Source organism: Sphingomonas sp. PP-CE-3G-477, assembly GCF_003050745.1.
Classification (GTDB): domain Bacteria; phylum Pseudomonadota; class Alphaproteobacteria; order Sphingomonadales; family Sphingomonadaceae; genus Sphingomonas.
Map to the genome: position 1 here is coordinate 86,982 of NZ_QAOF01000001.1, position 16,300 is coordinate 103,281.

The following is a 16,300-nucleotide window of genomic DNA, read 5'->3' on the forward strand; positions in this document are numbered from 1 at the left end:
AACCGGATGCGTGGGGCGCGTCCTGTGAGAGGCGAGGGTTGATCGCGGTCAAGAACTCCCCGAAGGCAGGCGCATGATCCGCCTGCTGCTTCTTCTCGCGCTCACCTTCGGGTTGGCCAGCTCGGCATCGGCCGACGATATCGCCGCCACCGGGCGCGGCGTGGTGCGCGTCGTGACGATCGCGGTGATCGACGACCAGGTGGTCGGCTTCGGCCATGGCAGCGGTTTCGCGATCGCGCCCAACCGGATCGTGACCAACGCGCACGTCGTCGATCTCGCCGAGCGCTATCCCGACAACGTCGTCGTCGGCATCGTCCCGACCGAGGGCAGCAAGTCCTACCAAGGCAAGGTGATCGCGTATGATTCGCAGCGCGACCTGGCGCTGATCGAGTTCACTGGCGCGCGCCTGCCGCCGAGCGCGCTGTATACCGGGCCGATGAGCGAGGGCGATCCGGTGGTGTCGCTCGGCTTTCCGGGGAACGTCGACCTGGCAACGGCGCGGTCGGCGGCGGATTATATCCGGCCGATGACGCCGGTGCGGTCGGAGGGCGTGCTTTCCGGGCGGCGCGTGTTGAGCAGCGTCGAGGTGCTTCTTCACACCGCTAGCATTGCACGCGGCAATTCGGGCGGGCCTTTGCTCGATCGCTGCGGGCGGGTGATCGGGGTGAACTCGGCGATCACCCGCGGCGAGGAGGGCGATTCGACGTTCGGGTTCGCGATCGCCGATACTGAGCTCGCGGCCTTCCTCCATGAGGCGAAACAGCCTTATGCGTCGATCGGGACGGGCTGCACGTCGATCGAGGATCGCTTGCGACAGGACGCCGACGCGGATGCGCGGGCGACCGCCGATGCTGCTTCCGCCCGACGCGACGCGGCGACGCAGGATGCGATGACTCGAGAGGTCGCGCTGGAGAAGGCGCGGACCGAGGCCGGGCGCGCGCGCGAGAACGTCATGGCGCTCGCCGGGCTGCTGCTGGTCGCCGGGGCACTGGTGATCGGGAGCGCGGGACTGCTCGAATCGCGCGGGCAACGGCGGCAGGCGGTGTGGGCGCTGGGTATCGGCGGGCTGAGCGTGCTGGTCGCGATCATCGTGTTCGTGCTGCGGCCTTCGGGCGAGGTCGACGTGCCGCTGTCCGGGCTGCCCAAGACGCGGATATCGACGCCCGATGCCGCACTCGGCAAACTGATGTGCACGCTGATCCCGGAGCGCAGCCGGATCACGATCTCGTCCAGCGAGGACGTGCCGATCGACTGGGGCGCGAAGGGCTGCGTGAACGGCAAGACGCAATATGTCGGCACGCAGAATGGCAATGGGGCTGGCCGATGGGACCGCGTGCTGGTGCCAGATGCCGAGCAGACCGTCTCCGTGCTGTCGTTCGATCCGGCAACGCGCGTCTATTCGAACACGCGCTATCTGATGTCGGCGGCGGGTATGGAGGCGGCGCGGACGGCGCGGGGTGTCGTGCCGAACGTGTGCAACATAGACGATGCCGCGTTGGCTCGTTTGGCGGGGCAGCAGGCGGCGGTCCGCGCGGTATTGCCGCCGTTGCCGAACGAGAAGCTCGTCTATTCGTGCAAGTCGGCGCGCTGAGCTTCCGCGGCTAACAGTGCGCGCTTGCGGTCGAGGCCGTACGCGTAGCCGCCGAGCGCCCCACCGATGCGTTGCGCGCGGTGGCAGGGGATGACGATCGAGACCGGGTTCTGCCCGCACGCGGTGCCGGCGGCGCGGACCGCGGCGGGGCGACCGGCCAGGGCCGCGAGTTCGCTGTAGGTTCGGGTTTCTCCGATCGGGATGGTGCGTAGGGCTTGCCAGATCGCTTCCTGGAACGCGGTGCCGCGGACGTCGAGCGGGAGGTCTTGGTCACGGTCGGGGGACTCTACGGCTGCGACGACTTGCGCCGCCAGGTCCGCGAGGGCTTCGTCGCCGGGTTCGATCGTGGCGTTGGGGAAGCGGCGGTGGAGTTCGTCGGCGTCTTCGTCGAAGGATACGCGGCACAGTCCCTTGTCGGTGGCGGCGACGAACAGCGCGCCGAGGCTCGTGTCGGCGGTGGTCCAGCGGATCGTGACGCCTTCGCCGCCGCGCGCCCAGGCGCTGGGGGCCATGCCGAGCCGTTTGGCGTCGGCTTCGTAAAAGCGGCTGGGGGCGGAATAGCCGGCGTCGTAGATCGCTTCGGTCACGGTCGAGTCCTCCGATAAGGCGTTGGCCGCGCGGCCGGTGCGAAGCGCGCGCGCGTAGGCGGCGGGGGTGACGCCGGTGGCGCGCTTGAACAGGCGGTGGAAGTGGTGCGGGGCGTAGCCAACTCTGGCGGCGACCTCCTCCAGCGAGAGACGGTCTTCGGCGGCTTCGAGCAGCGCGACCGCGGCGGCGACGGCGATGCGGTCGCGGCCGACTTCGTCCGGGGTGCAGCGCAGGCAGGCGCGGAAGCCGGCGGCACGGGCGCTCGGCGGGTCCGGGTGGAAAGTGACGTTCTCGCGCCTAGGGTGGCGCGCGGGGCAGCTTGGCTTGCAGTAGATGCCGGTGGTCTTCACGCCGACCACGAACCGGCCGTCCCACGCGCGGTCGCGGGCTTCGAACGCTGTCCAGGCAATATCGGTGTCGGGGGCAATGCTCATTGGATCGGTATAGCCGGTCGCGACGCGTGCGCATCCCGTGGCTTGCGCTCAAAGCGGAGCCAATCGGCGGTCCGGCCGTTCTTCCGCGCATACCTCATAACGAAAGATGTCTCATGGCCTCCGACACGCCCGTCTGGTTCATTTCCGGCTGCTCGACCGGTTTCGGTCGCGAACTCGCCAAGCTCGTGCTTGCGCGTGGTTGGCGTGCGGTGGTGACCGCGCGGGATGCTGGCCGGGTCGCCGATCTGGCGGAGGGCGCCGAGGATCGTGCGCTCGCGCTGTCGCTCGACGTGACGGAGCAGGCGCAGATCGACGATGCGGTCGGGCAGGCCAAGGCTAAGTTCGGTCGGATCGACGTGCTCGTGAACAATGCGGGCTACGGCTATCAGGCGTCGGTCGAGGAGGGCGTCGACTCCGAAATCCGCGCGCAGTTCGATGCGAACGTGTTCGGGTTGTTTGCGCTGACTCGCGCGGTGCTGCCGATCATGCGGGGGCAGAAGAGCGGTAATATCATCAACATCACGTCGGTTGCCGGTCAGGTCGGGTTCCCGGGCTCAGGCTATTATGCCGCGTCGAAGCATGCGGTGGAGGGGTGGTCGGACTCGCTGCTCGCCGAGGTCAAGCCGCTTGGGATCGACGTGACGTGCGTCGAGCCGGGGCCGTTCCGCACGGATTGGGCTGGGCGTTCGCTCAAGCAGACGCCGGTGAAGATCGCGGACTATGCGGAGACGGCGGGCAAGCGGCTGGATGGGACGCGGGAGGTTAGCGGGACGCAGGCGGGTGACCCGGTGCGGGCGGGCGAGGCTATGATCGCGCTGACCGAGGATGCGAACCCGCCTCGGCATCTGGTGCTGGGGGCTTGGGGGTATGATGCGGTGACGAAGAAGCTGGCGGAGCGGCTGAAGGAGATCGAGGCGCATAAGGCGGACAGCCTCGGGGCGGATTTTCCAGCGGAGTAATCTCGGAGGAGCGAGGGAGCATTGTTTCCCCGCGAAGGCGGGGACCCAGACTGGGCTCCCGCCTTCGCGGGAGAACAAGGAGGTAGGGGCTGGCTTCACGTTTGTAGCGCCAGTCTGCGCCGAAGCCTTCTTCCAAAGCCACCACCCCGACAAAGGCCGGGGGCCCAGTTGGAAAGGTGGTAAAAACGAAGGGCCGTCCTCCTTTAGCAACGTCCCCCAACTGGGCCCCGGCCTTCGCCGGGGTGGCGTTAGGGTTGGGGAAGGGCGGTGATCAGCCGCGGTTGGCGCGGAACAGGTCCAGCGTCCGCTGTTTCGCCAGATCCGCACTCGGCTCGTGATAATCCTTCCGCCGGTCCGAGTTGAACCCGTGGCCCGCTTCGTAGACGTACACCGTCGCATTCGGCCAATCCTTGGCGATGACCTGCTCGACGCCCTCCATCGGAATGCCATGGTCGTGGCGACCGAAGTGGAGGATCACCGGCACCTTGGGCTCTTCGTCCGCCGCCGCCGGGATCATGCTGCCATAATAGCCGCTAGCCGCCGCGACGCCGGTGAGCTTGGTCGAGGCGAACCACGCGACCGAGCCGCCATAGCAATAGCCGACCACGAACACCGGCCCGGCGGGGGCGAGCGTGTCGATGCAAGTCTGGACGTCCTTCAGCGACAGGTCGAACGGGTGAAGCTGGCGCGCGAGTTCGACGCCGCGGGCGAGGCCATCGCCCGAATAGTCCGCCTCGAAGCCCGGATGCTCGCGATCGAACAGGGCCGGCGCCAGCACTTCATAGCCGTCGGCGGCGTATTCGTCGCACAGGTCGCGGATGTGGTCGGTCACGCCGAAAATCTCCTGCACCAGCACGAGGCCGCCGCGACGCTCGCCGGTCGGCTGCGCGTGATAGACCGCGACGGTCGTGCCGTCGGACATCGTCATCGTTTCCATCGTGCCGGTCATTCTCTCGTCCTCGTCGATTGGTCGTAACGTCTGCCCAATACCGTCATTCCCGCGGAGGCGGGACCCCATAGTGGCAGGCCGTGCGGTGAAAGCGCCTGGTCCGGAGGATATGGATCCCCGCCTGCGCGGGGATGACGGGGAGGGGCGTAATCGTAACCGTCCAACCTTCGATCAATGACAAAACAGTCACAAACCCATTCCCCCAACCCTCCCGCCGGGTTGCCAATCCGCGAACCCGATGCTACCCGCGCCGCGTCCCATGAGAGGTGCTTTCGCGCCCTCTTCCCCCGTGGGACGGCACTATTTCGGTTTCAGGCGAGGATTGACAGGTCCGTGGAGACATCCGGCGGTATTCAGGCGAGCTTAGGCGGGCGTTATGCGCTGGCCCTGTTCGAACTCGCGCGTGACGCGAAGACGATCGACGCGGTCGAGTCGAGCCTGGCGAACGTGCGCGACGCGCTCGCGCAGTCGGAGGACTTCCGCAATCTGACGGTCAGCCCGATGGTGTCGCGTGGCGCTGCCGTGAAGGCGGTCTCCGCGGTCGCCGACGAACTCGGCGTCGATGCGACCACCAAGAGCTTCCTCGGCGTCCTCGCCGAGAACCAGCGGCTGGGCGCGCTGCCGAAGATCATTAAGGCATTCCGGACACTTGCCGCGCAGCATCGCGGCGAGATCGCGGCCGAGGTGACGTCCGCGCATCCGCTGACCGACGAGCAGGTGATCGAGCTGAAGCATCAGCTCCGCCAGCGGGTCGGCCGTGAAGTTTCCGTCGACCTCAGCGTCGACCCATCGTTGCTGGGTGGACTCGTCGTCCGCGTCGGCAGCCAGATGATCGATTCGTCGATCAAGACGCGTCTCAACACTCTCGCGCACGCGATGAAGGGCTAAGCTAATGGATATCCGCGCCGCAGAAATCTCGAAGATCATCAAGGATCAGATCGCCAATTTTGGCACCGAGGCGCAGGTCAGCGAGACCGGCCAGGTGCTGAGCGTTGGCGACGGCATCGCGCGCATCTTCGGCCTCGACAACGTCCAGGCCGGCGAGATGGTCGAATTCTCGAACGGCGTGCAGGGCATGGCGCTCAACCTCGAGGCCGATAACGTCGGCGTCGTGATTTTCGGAAGCGATTCCGAGATCAAGGAAGGCGACATCGTCAAGCGCACCGGCACGATCGTCGACGTGCCGATCGGCAAGGAGCTGCTCGGCCGCGTGGTCGACGGCCTCGGCAACCCGATCGACGGCAAGGGCCCGATCCACACCACCGAGCGCAGCCGCGTCGAAGTTAAGGCACCGGGCATCATCCCGCGCCAGTCGGTCAGCGAGCCGGTCCAGACGGGCCTGAAGGCGATCGACGCACTCGTCCCCGTCGGCCGTGGCCAGCGCGAGTTGATCATCGGCGATCGCCAGACCGGCAAGTCCGCCGTCGCGATCGACGCGTTCATCAACCAGAAGATCGCCAACGCCGGAGACGACGAGTCGAAGAAGCTGTATTGCGTGTACGTCGCGATCGGCCAGAAGCGCTCGACCGTCGCCCAGCTGGTCAAGACGCTCGAAGAGAATGGCGCGATGGAATACACCATCGTCATCGCCGCGACCGCGTCGGACCCCGCACCGCTCCAGTATCTCGCACCCTATACCGGCGTCGCGATGGGCGAGTATTTCCGCGATCGCGGCATGCACGCACTGATCTGCTACGACGATCTGTCGAAGCAGGCGGTCGCGTATCGCCAGATGTCGCTGCTGCTGCGTCGTCCTCCGGGCCGTGAAGCGTATCCGGGCGACGTGTTCTATCTCCACAGCCGCCTGCTCGAGCGTGCGGCGAAGATGTCGGACGCGAACGGCGGCGGCTCGCTGACCGCACTGCCGATCATCGAGACGCAGGCGGGCGACGTTTCGGCGTACATCCCGACCAACGTGATCTCGATCACCGACGGCCAGATCTTCCTCGAGACCGACCTGTTCTTCTCGGGCGTTCGTCCGGCGATCAACGTCGGCCTTTCGGTGAGCCGCGTCGGTTCGGCGGCTCAGACCAAGGCGATGAAGAAGGTGTCGGGCTCGATCAAGCTCGAATTGGCGCAGTACCGCGAGATGGCGGCATTCGCGCAGTTCGGGTCGGATCTCGATGCGTCGACGCAGAAGCTGCTCAACCGCGGTGCGCGTCTGACCGAGCTGCTGAAGCAGGCGCAGTTCTCGCCACTCCCGTTCGAGGAGCAGACCGTGTCGATCTTCGCCGGCACCAGCGGCTATCTCGACAAGGTGCCGGTCGCCGACGTGACCCGTTACGAGCAGGCGCTGCTGGCCGACATGCGCGCGAACCATGCCGACGTGCTGAAGCTGATCCGCGATACCCGCGATCTGGGTAACGAGGCGAAGGACAAGCTGAAGGCAGCGCTCGAAGCGTTCGCGAAGACGTTTGCATAAGTAAAACTCCCTCTCCCCGCTGGGGAGAGGGTCGGGGTGAGGGGTAGTACCGCGAGGTGCCGCTCCCGTGGCAGCCCCTCACCCCAACCCTCTCCCCGGAGGGGCGAGGGAGCAGGAAGAGAAGATGGCATCACTTAAGGCCCTCAAGATCCGCATCGGCTCGGTGAAGTCGACGCAGAAGATCACCAAGGCGATGAAGATGGTCGCCGCCGCGAAGCTGCGCCGTGCGCAGGACGCGGCGGTTGCCGGGCGTCCGTATGCCGAGCGTCTCGAAGCGGTGATGGCGAGCCTCGCGGGGCGCGTCGGCATCGCGCCGGGTGCCTCGCCGCTGCTCGCGGGCACGGGCAAGGATCAGGTACACCTGATCGTCATCGCGACGTCGGAGCGTGGCCTCGCGGGCGCGTTCAACACCAACATCGTCCGGGCGGCACGTCGCAAGGCCGAGGAACTGATCGCGGCGGGCAAGACCGTGAAGTTCTACGTCGCCGGCAAGAAGGGGCGCGTGATCAAGCGTTTCTTCCCGAACGACATCCTCGCCGATCACGAGATGGGCCAGATCAAGCGTCTCGCGTTCAGCGACGCGCAGGAAATCTCCGAGGACCTGATCAAGCGCTTCGGCGAAGGCCAGTTCGATGTCGCGCATCTGTTCTACGCGAAGTTCGTCTCGGCGCTGGTGCAGGTCCCGACCGGCATCCAGATCATCCCGATTCCCCTGTCGGCTATCCCGGGCGCGGAAGCAAAGCCGGGTGCGCCCGCCGAAGCCGTGGTCGAGTACGAGCCCGACGAGGAAGCGATCCTTGCCGACCTGTTGCCGCGCAACGTCGCGATCCAGATTTTCCGCGCGCTGCTCGAAAACGCGGCGTCGGAGCAGGGCTCGCGCATGAACGCGATGGACAACGCCACGCGCAATGCCGGCGACATGATTACGCGTCTCTCGATCCAGTATAACCGTACCCGCCAAGCCGCGATCACGACCGAGCTGGTCGAAATCATCTCGGGCGCCGAAGCGCTCAAGTAAGTCCAAGGAAGCAGACAATGGCAACCGCCCCAGAGACCCTCGGAACCACGCTCGCCCCCAAGGCCACCAACAACACCGGCCGCATCTCGCAGGTCATCGGTGCGGTCGTCGACGTGCATTTCCCCGACAATTTGCCCGCCATTCTGTCGGCGCTCGAAACCGACAATAACGGCAACCGGCTTGTGCTCGAAGTCGCGCAGCATCTCGGCGAGAACACCGTTCGCACGATCGCGATGGACGCCACCGAGGGTCTGACCCGCGGCCAGACCGTCACCGATACCGGCTCGCAGATCCGCGTGCCGGTCGGCCCGAAGACGCTCGGCCGCATCCTCAACGTCATTGGCGAGCCGATCGACGAGCGTGGGCCCGTCGGCGCAGAGACGACCGCTCCGATCCACGCCTCGGCGCCTTTGTTCGTCGACCAGTCGACCGAGAGCGCGATCCTGGTCACCGGCATCAAGGTCATCGATCTGCTCGCACCGTATGCGAAGGGCGGCAAGATCGGCCTGTTCGGCGGCGCAGGCGTTGGCAAGACCGTGCTGATCCAGGAGCTGATCAACAACATCGCCAAGGGTCACGGCGGCACGTCGGTGTTCGCGGGCGTCGGCGAGCGTACCCGCGAGGGTAACGATCTGTACCACGAGTTTCTCGACGCAGGCGTCATCGCCAAGGATGCCGACGGCAATCCACAGTCGGAAGGCTCGAAGGTCGCGCTCGTGTTCGGCCAGATGAACGAGCCGCCAGGCGCACGCGCCCGCGTCGCGCTGTCGGGCCTGACGATCGCCGAGTATTTCCGCGACGTCGAAGGCCAGGACGTGCTGTTCTTCGTCGACAACATCTTCCGCTTCACGCAGGCGGGCGCAGAGGTTTCGGCACTGCTCGGCCGCATCCCGTCGGCAGTGGGCTATCAGCCGACGCTGTCGACCGACATGGGTGCGCTGCAGGAGCGCATCACCTCGACCAACAAGGGGTCGATCACCTCGGTGCAGGCCGTGTACGTGCCGGCCGACGATCTCACCGATCCGGCACCGGCAACGTCGTTCGCGCATCTCGATGCGACGACCAACCTCAACCGTGCGATCTCGGAGCTGGGCATCTACCCGGCGGTCGATCCGCTCGACTCGACCTCGCGTCTGCTCGAGCCACGCGTCGTCGGCCAGGAGCATTACGACACCGCGCGCGCCGTTCAGTCGACGCTGCAGAAGTACAAGTCGCTGCAGGACATCATCGCGATTCTGGGCATGGACGAGCTGTCCGAAGAGGATAAGCTCACCGTCCAGCGTGCGCGTAAGATCCAGAAGTTCCTGAGCCAGCCGTTCCACGTCGCCGAGGTCTTCACCGGCATCAGCGGCAAGTTCGTCCAGCTTGAAGACACCGTCCGGTCGTTCAAGGCGGTGGTCGAGGGCGAGTATGATCACCTGCCCGAGGCGGCGTTCTACATGGTCGGCGGCATCGACGAAGCCGTTGCCAAGGCCGAGAAGATGGCCGCGGAAGCTTAACTTCTAACTGCTCCCTCTCCCGTTAGCGGGAGGGGGCTGGGGGGTGGGCACCCGCCCTCCACGTCGCGCGACGCTGATGGCGCGAGCCCACCCCCGGCCCCTCCCGCATGCGGGAGGGGAGTGAGACCCAGACATGCTGCATTTCGAACTCGTCACGCCAGAAAAGCTCGTCCGCTCGGAGGAGGTCTACATGGTCGTCGTCCCCGGCACCGAAGGCGATTTCGGCGTCCTCGAAGGCCACGCACCGTTCATGTCGACGGTCCGCGACGGCGGCGTGCAGATCTTCCGTACGCAGAACGGCACCCCCGAGGTCATCGCGATCAAGGGCGGTTTCGCCGAGGTCAACGCCAAGGGCCTGACCGTCCTCGCCGAACACGCCGGCGAGTAACCCTCGTCAGGCGAGCGCGGGTGCTCGTCTGATCGATACCGGTCGGCGACGCTTCAACCGTGCCAGCAACGGTTGCTCTATCCACCGATGTACGGCCAGGCCCGACATCGTCGATGCGACGATGAACGCCAGCGAAAAGACGTAGACCGATTTGGTGGGGATATGATCTCGCACCATCCACAACAGTGCGATCACACTGGGATGGATTAGGTACGTCGAATAGGACGCATCGCCGACCCGCGATAAGATCCGTTCGAAGCGACCGCGGGGAGCGGTATCGATTACCCCGAGTACCACCAGCGCCCATGGGATGCCCCAGGTCCAGGTCCGCCCATATCCCGAGATACCAGCAGTGGCAGCCTTGACGCTGACGTCGAGCGAATCGGTCATGCCGAATGTGAGCCCGACCGCGAGCAGCGCAATTCCGATCACCAGAGACGGTGCAGCTATCCGTTCGGCGATCCCTTTGCGCCAGGCTAGCCAGACGAGCACGCCCAGCGCGAATTCCAACTGGAGTGGGTTGAGTAGAATACGGGCAGGTGCCCAACTCGGATGAACGAAGCCGCCGGTCGCCGCCACTGCGATCGTCAACGCGAGCAAGGCTTCGACACGGTAGCGTGGCGCGCGCATGGCGATCGCGACGAGCATGTAGAAGGCAAATTCGAACCCCAGCGTCCAACCAGGGTATAGCGCGGGCGCGTGATAGCCATCGGTATCGAGGATCGGCAGGACGGTGATCGACATGAACGCACTGACGCGCGTCAGCGGATCGTGCATGATCATCATGTAGATGACGCTTAGGCATGCGAACAACGGCACGATTCGCAGCCAGCGCTTCGCCAGGAAGTCCCAAGGATTGCGGTCGGCGTTCGACAGCGATTGAGCCATGACGAAACCGCTGATGACGAAGAACAGATCGACTCCACTTGCCCCGAAAACGGCAAGATTGGGTATCGACGGCGCGAATTCGCCGGTCACAGTGATCAAGCCGGATTTGGCGCTTTCCAGCGCATGGATCAACAATACGAGCGTTGCGGCGAGCGCTCGAAGCCACTGGATCGGCGCGATACGTGTCGATGACATCGGAAATAGATAGCGCCGAAGCCGTTAAGGTCCCGTTGATGCACGCTCAGAGGAAGTTATACGGGTCGACGTCTACTGTAACCCGAACCTTCGACGGCCAGTCGAGCTTTCCCAGCCATTCCCGGATCACATCCTGCACGTCCAGTGCCCGCCGCGCATGGACGAGTAGCCGATAGCGATGGCGTCCGCGCAACATCGCCAGCGGCGCTGGGGCCGGTCCATAGACGTGCATCCCTTCGACTTCCGGGGCGCTGCGCCCCACCAGCTTGGCCGTATCGTGCGCGCACGTCTGGTCCTCCGACGACACCACGATCGCCGCGTACCGTCCGAACGGTGGCGCTCCCGCATCCTTCCGTGCATCCGTCTCCGCGGCGTAGAACGCATCCGCATCGCCAGTGATCAGCGCCTGCATCACCTGCGCGCCGGGGCTGTGCGTCTGGATGAACACGTGGCCCGGCTTCTCGCCACGCCCGGCGCGGCCCGACACCTGCCGGATCTGCTGGAACGTGCGTTCGGCCGCGCGGAGGTCGCCGCCGTCTAGGCCGAGGTCCGCATCGACCACGCCTACCAAGGTAAGGTTCGGGAAGTGATACCCCTTCGTCACCAACTGCGTGCCGACGACGATGTCGATGTCGCCCGCCTCCATCCGCCCGACGAACTCCGCGGCCTTGGCAGGCGACCAGATCGTATCCGACGTGACGACCGCCGTTTTCGCCTCGGGGAACAGTGCGGTCACCTCGTCCGCGATCCGTTCGACACCGGGCCCGCAGGCGACGAGCGTATCTTCGCCCTTGCACTCCGGACACACGCGCGGCGTCGGCTCCGCGTGCCCGCAATGATGGCACGCCAACCGTCGCGTCAGGCGATGCTCGACCATCCACGCGGTGCAGTTCGGGCACTGGAACCGGTGCCCGCAGGTCCGGCATAGCGTGAGCGGCGCATAGCCGCGGCGGTTGAGGAAGAGTAACGACTGCTCGCGCCGTTCCAGCGTCGCCTGCATCGCCTTCACCAGCCGCGGGGCGAGCCAGCGGCCGCGCTCGGGCGGTTCCTTGATCAAGTCGATCGGCTCGATCGTCGGCATCTCCGCCGCGCCGAACCGGCCGGGGAGCTTCAGTTCGGCGTAACGCCCGGTCACGACCTGTTGCCGCGTCTCGATCGCGGGCGTGGCGGAGGCGAGGATGACCGGGCATCCCTCGAACTTGCCACGCATCACGGCGACGTCGCGCGCGTGATAATGCACGCCCTCTTCCTGCTTGAAGCTGGTCTCGTGCGCCTCGTCGACGACGATCAACCCGAGATCGCGGTACGGCAGGAACAGCGCGGACCGCGCGCCGACCGTCACCAGCGCCTCACCACTCGCGATCGCCCGCCACGCACGCCGCCGCTGGGTCGAGCGCAAACCCGAATGCCATGCAATCGGCTCGCAGCCGAACCGGTTGTGGAAGCGCTTGAGGAAGGGCTCGGTCAGCGCGATCTCGGGAAGCAGGACGAGCGTCTGGCGCCCATCGCGGATCGCCTGCGCGACCGCCTCGAAATACACCTCGGTCTTGCCCGAGCCGGTGACGCCGTCGAGCAACGTCGGGTGGAACGCATGCTCGGAAACACCTGCAACCAGGGCATCGGCCGCCGCGCGCTGATCCTCCGACAGGATCGGCTCGTGATGCGCGGGATCGGGCACGGGGTAGGGGACGTCGATGCTCACCTCGACCGCCTCGATCGCACCGACCTTCACCAAGCCGCGGATCACCGCGTCGCTGACCTCCGCCAGCGTCGCCAGTTCGCGGATCAGGCCCTGGCGATCACCGATCCGTTCCAAGGCCTGCTCACGCTGTGGCGTCAGGCGAGGGGGCACTACCCCGGTAGACCGATACTCGACAGCGGTCCGCGCGCCCTCCAGCGCCGAGGTCGACGCCAGCGTCATCCGCAACACCGACGCTGCCGGCGCGAGGTAATAATCCGCCGTCCACTCGACCAGGCGTCGCAGCGGCGCACCCAAGGGCGGCACATCCGAGACCGCGAGCAGATTGCGCAACCGGTTGTCGCCGACCTCCGCATCGGACGGCATCCGCTCCGCCTCCCACACCACGCCGAGCAACTGCCGCGGCCCGAGCGGCGCGACCACGATCGAGCCCGGCCCGACCTCCATGCCGGCAGGCACGCGGTAGTCGAGCGGCCCTAGGGCGGCGTTGAGGATCAGGACACGGGCGCGAGACGACATCGTGTCGGTATATGGGGGCGGATCGACTCCGCGTGAACCGTCTTAAGCCGCGTTGCGCCTGTCGGCCCGGCGGCGTTCGCCGATCCGCGCGCGTTTCGCCTTGTAGAGGATCGTATCGGCGCGGTGGACGAAGTCGCGGATCGCATGGCAATCCGGCTCCAGCGGAGCGATCCCCACGGTGCCGGCGCTGACCATCGCAAGTCCGTTGAGCGCGATCGGAAAGCGCAACGCTTCCTCCAGCCGCGCGCAGACATGGCTCGGTTGCGCGACGAGGCCCGGATTGTCGATCAGCACCGCGAACTCGTCGCCGCCCAGTCGCGCGGCAAAGCTGCCCTTCAGCCACGGCGCCTGCAGGACCCGGCCGACATCGCGCAAGACGTCGTCGCCCGCTGTATGGCCGAGCGTGTCGTTGATCGCCTTGAACCCATCGAGATCGACCAGCGCGAGCAACAGCGGCGTGCCATCCGCATGCGCCCGCGTCATCGCCGAATCGAGCGCACGATCGAACGCGGCGCGATTGGCGATGCCGGTCAGCGAATCGGTATCCGCGCTCCGCCGCAAGATCGTTTCGAGGGCATGGCGTTCGGTCACGTCCTGGAACACGCCGACGAACCCGATCGTGGTGCCGCCGTCTGTTTCCAGTTCGCCAAGCACGCGCACCCGGCGTGGCTCGCCCTGCGCGGTCGTGAAGTCGACCTCGATATCGAACGGCACCCCCGTTTCCAGAGTGTGGGCCATCGATGCGTTGAGCTTCTCCCCCGCGTGTGGCGGGTAGAAGCTCATTGCTGCGTCCATGTCGGGCACGGGGCCGACCGGTAGCCCATAGATGTGAAACACGCCGTCGGACCAACCCATGTCCTGGTGATCGAGCGAGGTCCGCCACGATCCCATCGCCGCCATCCGCTCCGCCTGGCGAAAGATGCGATCCTGGCGGGCGAGCGCCGCGGCCTGTTTGTCGGCAGTGGTGGCGATCGCGATCGCCTGATGAGCGGCGGAGCGCGCGGCGATCGTCGCCTCGGCCAGCGTCGCGAGATGGGTCAGCGCACGACGGCCGGCGTCGTTCAGGCTGCGGGGCACCGTATCGATCACGCATATCGTGCCGATCGCGTGACGTTCGCCGGTGCCGTCGACCGCGTGGATCGCGGCGCCGGCGTAAAATCGGGCGCCTCTTTCCGCCATGACGAGCGGATTCTTCGCGAACCGCGAATCGGCGTCGAGGTCTTCGATGACGAGCGGATCGTCGTTCTGGATCGTGTAGGCGCACATGCCGATGTCGCGGCTGATCTCGCCGCGCTCGCCACCGGCCGCCGCCTTGATCCAGAGCCGGTCGCTGTCGACCAGGGTCATCAGCGCGGTCGGGCAGTCCAGCATCTCGGCTGCGAGTGCGACGAGCGCGTCGAATTCGCGTTCCGGCTCGCTGTCCAGCAACGCGAGCGCGTGAAGCGCCGCCACGCGCCGCGCTTCATCTGCAAAGATATCGAACGGGAGATCGGCGGGGGACATGGCACTCGATATCGCAAGGGGGGTTAATTTTCTTTGCAGGCGGAACGCGTTACTGTCCAACGATGGACTATGAGGATCCCCTGCCGCCGTCGATGCTCTGGGCGGATCATCTTGCGCGCGATCGTCGGCGATCGGTGCACACGGTGCGGGCCTACCAGGCATCGGCGGAGCGGCTGACGGCGTTCCTGGTCGGGCATTGGGGCGAGCGGATCACGCGTGGGGCGCTGGCGCGGGTGACGGCGACGGACCTGCGGGCGTATCTGGCGCAGCGTCGCGAGGCGGGGTTGGGCAACGCATCCGCGGCGCGCGAATTGTCGGCGGTGCGCGGGTTTCTCGCCTGGGCGAACGAAGGCGCGGAGCAGCCGCGAATGCGGGGGCCGCGCGTGAAGGCGGGCGTGCCGCGGCCGATCTCGCCAGCCGAGGCGGTCGCGCTCGCGGAGGAGGTGGCCGACGATGCGGCCGAGCCTTGGATCGGCGCGCGCGACTGGGCGGTGCTGATGCTGCTGTACGGCGCAGGCTTGCGAATCGGCGAGGCGTTGATGTTGCGGGGCGATATCCTGCCGCTCGGCGAGACGATCCGGGTGATGGGCAAGCGCGCCAAGACGCGTGTGGTGCCGTTGTTGCCGCAGGTGCATACAGCGATCGAGGCCTATGTCGCACAGACGCCGTGGCCGGTTACGCGCGGCGAACCGCTGTTCCGTGGGGCGAAGGGCGGGGCGTTGTCGCCGGTGATGATCCGCCGGGCGGTTCAGTCCGCGAGGGCGCGGTTGGGGCTGGGCGATCGGACGACGCCGCATGCTCTGCGGCATAGTTTCGCGACGCATTTGCTGGGGCGGGGGGCGGACCTGCGCGCGCTACAGGAGTTGCTCGGCCATGCGAGCCTGAGCTCGACACAGGTTTATACGCAGGTCGATGCCGCGCATCTGATGGACGTGTACCGCAACGCCCACCCGCATGGCGGGGTCTAGCCCTTCGGTTTCCAGGTCAGCACGCGCCAGCCATAGCCGATGATGATGACCACGAACGTCGCCACCGTGACCGGCCCGACATAGCGGTCGAGTTCCTCGAAATGCGAGCCGAGCAGGATGCCGGCATAGGTGAGCACGGTGTTCCAGATCGCGCTGCCCGCCGCGGTCCAGATCACGAACTGCCAGATCGGCATCCGCGTCATCCCCGCGGGCAGCGAGATGACGGTGCGGAACGTCGGCATGAACCGGAACACGAAGATCACCCAGCCGCCGCGCTTCGTGAAGAAGCGGTGGATCTTCTCGACGTCGGACCATTCCATCGTTAGCCAGCGGCCGTTGCGCTCGATGAAGGGGCGGAAGCGTTCGTAGCCGATGTTGCGGCCGATATAATACCAGAAGTAATTGCCGACGACCGAGCCCGCGGTACCCCAGGCGATCAACGGCACGACGCTCATATCGCCGCGCGCGACGGCCATGCCGCCGAGCCCCATGATGACTTCGGACGGCACAGGCGGCACGATATTCTCGAGCGCCATTAGCAGGAAGATCCCGAAATATCCGCCCCAGGCGATGAGATCGAGGATGAATTCGGTCATGGGTATCACATACTGCCGGGATGCCGGATGTGTTCCACCGACATCACACCACCCCGGCGAAGGTCGGGGCCCAATTGGGGGGGG

General features: G+C 66.3%; 14 protein-coding genes. 8 read left to right on the forward strand and 6 right to left on the reverse strand.

What is annotated here, in order from left to right:
• Nucleotides 1-73: 73 nt before the first annotated feature.
• The gene (locus C8J45_RS00355) at nucleotides 74-1,591 is read left to right on the forward strand and encodes a S1C family serine protease (RefSeq protein WP_107961441.1); all 1,518 of its coding nucleotides are present in this window, start codon (nucleotides 74-76) and stop codon (nucleotides 1,589-1,591) included.
• Here C8J45_RS00355 and ada read toward each other — a convergent pair.
• Nucleotides 1,567-2,613, reverse strand: coding sequence for a bifunctional DNA-binding transcriptional regulator/O6-methylguanine-DNA methyltransferase Ada (gene ada / locus C8J45_RS00360; RefSeq protein ID WP_107961442.1), 1,047 nt, complete (start codon nucleotides 2,611-2,613; stop codon nucleotides 1,567-1,569). The genes C8J45_RS00355 and ada overlap by 25 nt on opposite strands.
• Nucleotides 2,614-2,726: 113 nt before the next feature.
• Here ada and C8J45_RS00365 point away from each other — a divergent pair, with 113 nt between their 5' ends.
• Nucleotides 2,727-3,572: an oxidoreductase gene (locus C8J45_RS00365; protein ID WP_107961443.1), complete on the forward strand. Its 846-nt coding sequence runs from the start codon at nucleotides 2,727-2,729 to the stop codon at nucleotides 3,570-3,572.
• A 271-nt stretch (nucleotides 3,573-3,843) separates the two neighbouring features.
• On the opposite strand, the gene C8J45_RS00370 is transcribed toward C8J45_RS00365, so the two are convergent.
• Nucleotides 3,844-4,521, reverse strand: coding sequence for a dienelactone hydrolase family protein (locus tag C8J45_RS00370; protein ID WP_107961444.1), 678 nt, complete (start codon nucleotides 4,519-4,521; stop codon nucleotides 3,844-3,846).
• Between the two features lie 333 nt (nucleotides 4,522-4,854).
• On the opposite strand from C8J45_RS00370, the gene C8J45_RS00375 reads away from it, so the two are divergent.
• The 5 genes from C8J45_RS00375 to C8J45_RS00395 all read left to right on the forward strand — a co-directional run bounded on the left by C8J45_RS00375 (nucleotide 4,855) and on the right by C8J45_RS00395 (nucleotide 9,848).
• The gene (locus tag C8J45_RS00375) at nucleotides 4,855-5,409 is read left to right on the forward strand and encodes a F0F1 ATP synthase subunit delta (RefSeq protein ID WP_107961445.1); all 555 of its coding nucleotides are present in this window, start codon (nucleotides 4,855-4,857) and stop codon (nucleotides 5,407-5,409) included.
• Nucleotides 5,410-5,413: 4 nt separating this feature from the next.
• Nucleotides 5,414-6,943: a F0F1 ATP synthase subunit alpha gene (gene atpA / locus C8J45_RS00380; RefSeq protein ID WP_055873607.1), complete on the forward strand. Its 1,530-nt coding sequence runs from the start codon at nucleotides 5,414-5,416 to the stop codon at nucleotides 6,941-6,943.
• Between the two features lie 124 nt (nucleotides 6,944-7,067).
• Entirely contained in the window at nucleotides 7,068-7,961 is an 894-nt protein-coding gene (locus C8J45_RS00385; protein ID WP_056065178.1) for a F0F1 ATP synthase subunit gamma, read from the forward strand.
• 17 nt (nucleotides 7,962-7,978) lie between these two features.
• Entirely contained in the window at nucleotides 7,979-9,460 is a 1,482-nt protein-coding gene (gene atpD / locus C8J45_RS00390) for a F0F1 ATP synthase subunit beta (protein ID WP_056065176.1), read from the forward strand.
• A 133-nt stretch (nucleotides 9,461-9,593) separates the two neighbouring features.
• Nucleotides 9,594-9,848, forward strand: coding sequence for an ATP synthase F1 subunit epsilon (locus C8J45_RS00395; protein WP_056065173.1), 255 nt, complete (start codon nucleotides 9,594-9,596; stop codon nucleotides 9,846-9,848).
• Nucleotides 9,849-9,854: 6 nt separating this feature from the next.
• On the opposite strand, the gene C8J45_RS00400 is transcribed toward C8J45_RS00395, so the two are convergent.
• The 3 genes from C8J45_RS00400 to C8J45_RS00410 are packed head-to-tail and all read right to left on the reverse strand — an operon-like array spanning nucleotide 9,855 to nucleotide 14,652.
• Entirely contained in the window at nucleotides 9,855-10,931 is a 1,077-nt protein-coding gene (locus C8J45_RS00400; protein ID WP_107961446.1) for an acyltransferase, read from the reverse strand.
• Nucleotides 10,932-10,977: 46 nt separating this feature from the next.
• A complete protein-coding gene (locus C8J45_RS00405) occupies nucleotides 10,978-13,149 on the reverse strand; it encodes a primosomal protein N' (RefSeq protein WP_107961447.1) in 2,172 nt (723 codons plus the stop codon).
• Between the two features lie 42 nt (nucleotides 13,150-13,191).
• On the reverse strand, nucleotides 13,192-14,652 hold the full coding sequence (locus C8J45_RS00410; RefSeq protein ID WP_107961448.1) for a diguanylate cyclase domain-containing protein: 1,461 nt from the start codon (nucleotides 14,650-14,652) through the stop codon (nucleotides 13,192-13,194).
• Between the two features lie 62 nt (nucleotides 14,653-14,714).
• Here C8J45_RS00410 and C8J45_RS00415 point away from each other — a divergent pair, with 62 nt between their 5' ends.
• Nucleotides 14,715-15,620: a tyrosine recombinase XerC gene (locus tag C8J45_RS00415; RefSeq protein ID WP_258191194.1), complete on the forward strand. Its 906-nt coding sequence runs from the start codon at nucleotides 14,715-14,717 to the stop codon at nucleotides 15,618-15,620.
• Here the strand turns inward: C8J45_RS00415 and C8J45_RS00420 are convergent.
• Nucleotides 15,617-16,216 (reverse strand): DedA family protein, encoded by a 600-nt coding sequence (locus C8J45_RS00420; RefSeq protein WP_107961449.1) that lies wholly within the window; start codon nucleotides 16,214-16,216, stop codon nucleotides 15,617-15,619. The two genes, C8J45_RS00415 and C8J45_RS00420, sit on opposite strands and share 4 nt — an antisense overlap.
• Nucleotides 16,217-16,300: the final 84 nt, after the last annotated feature.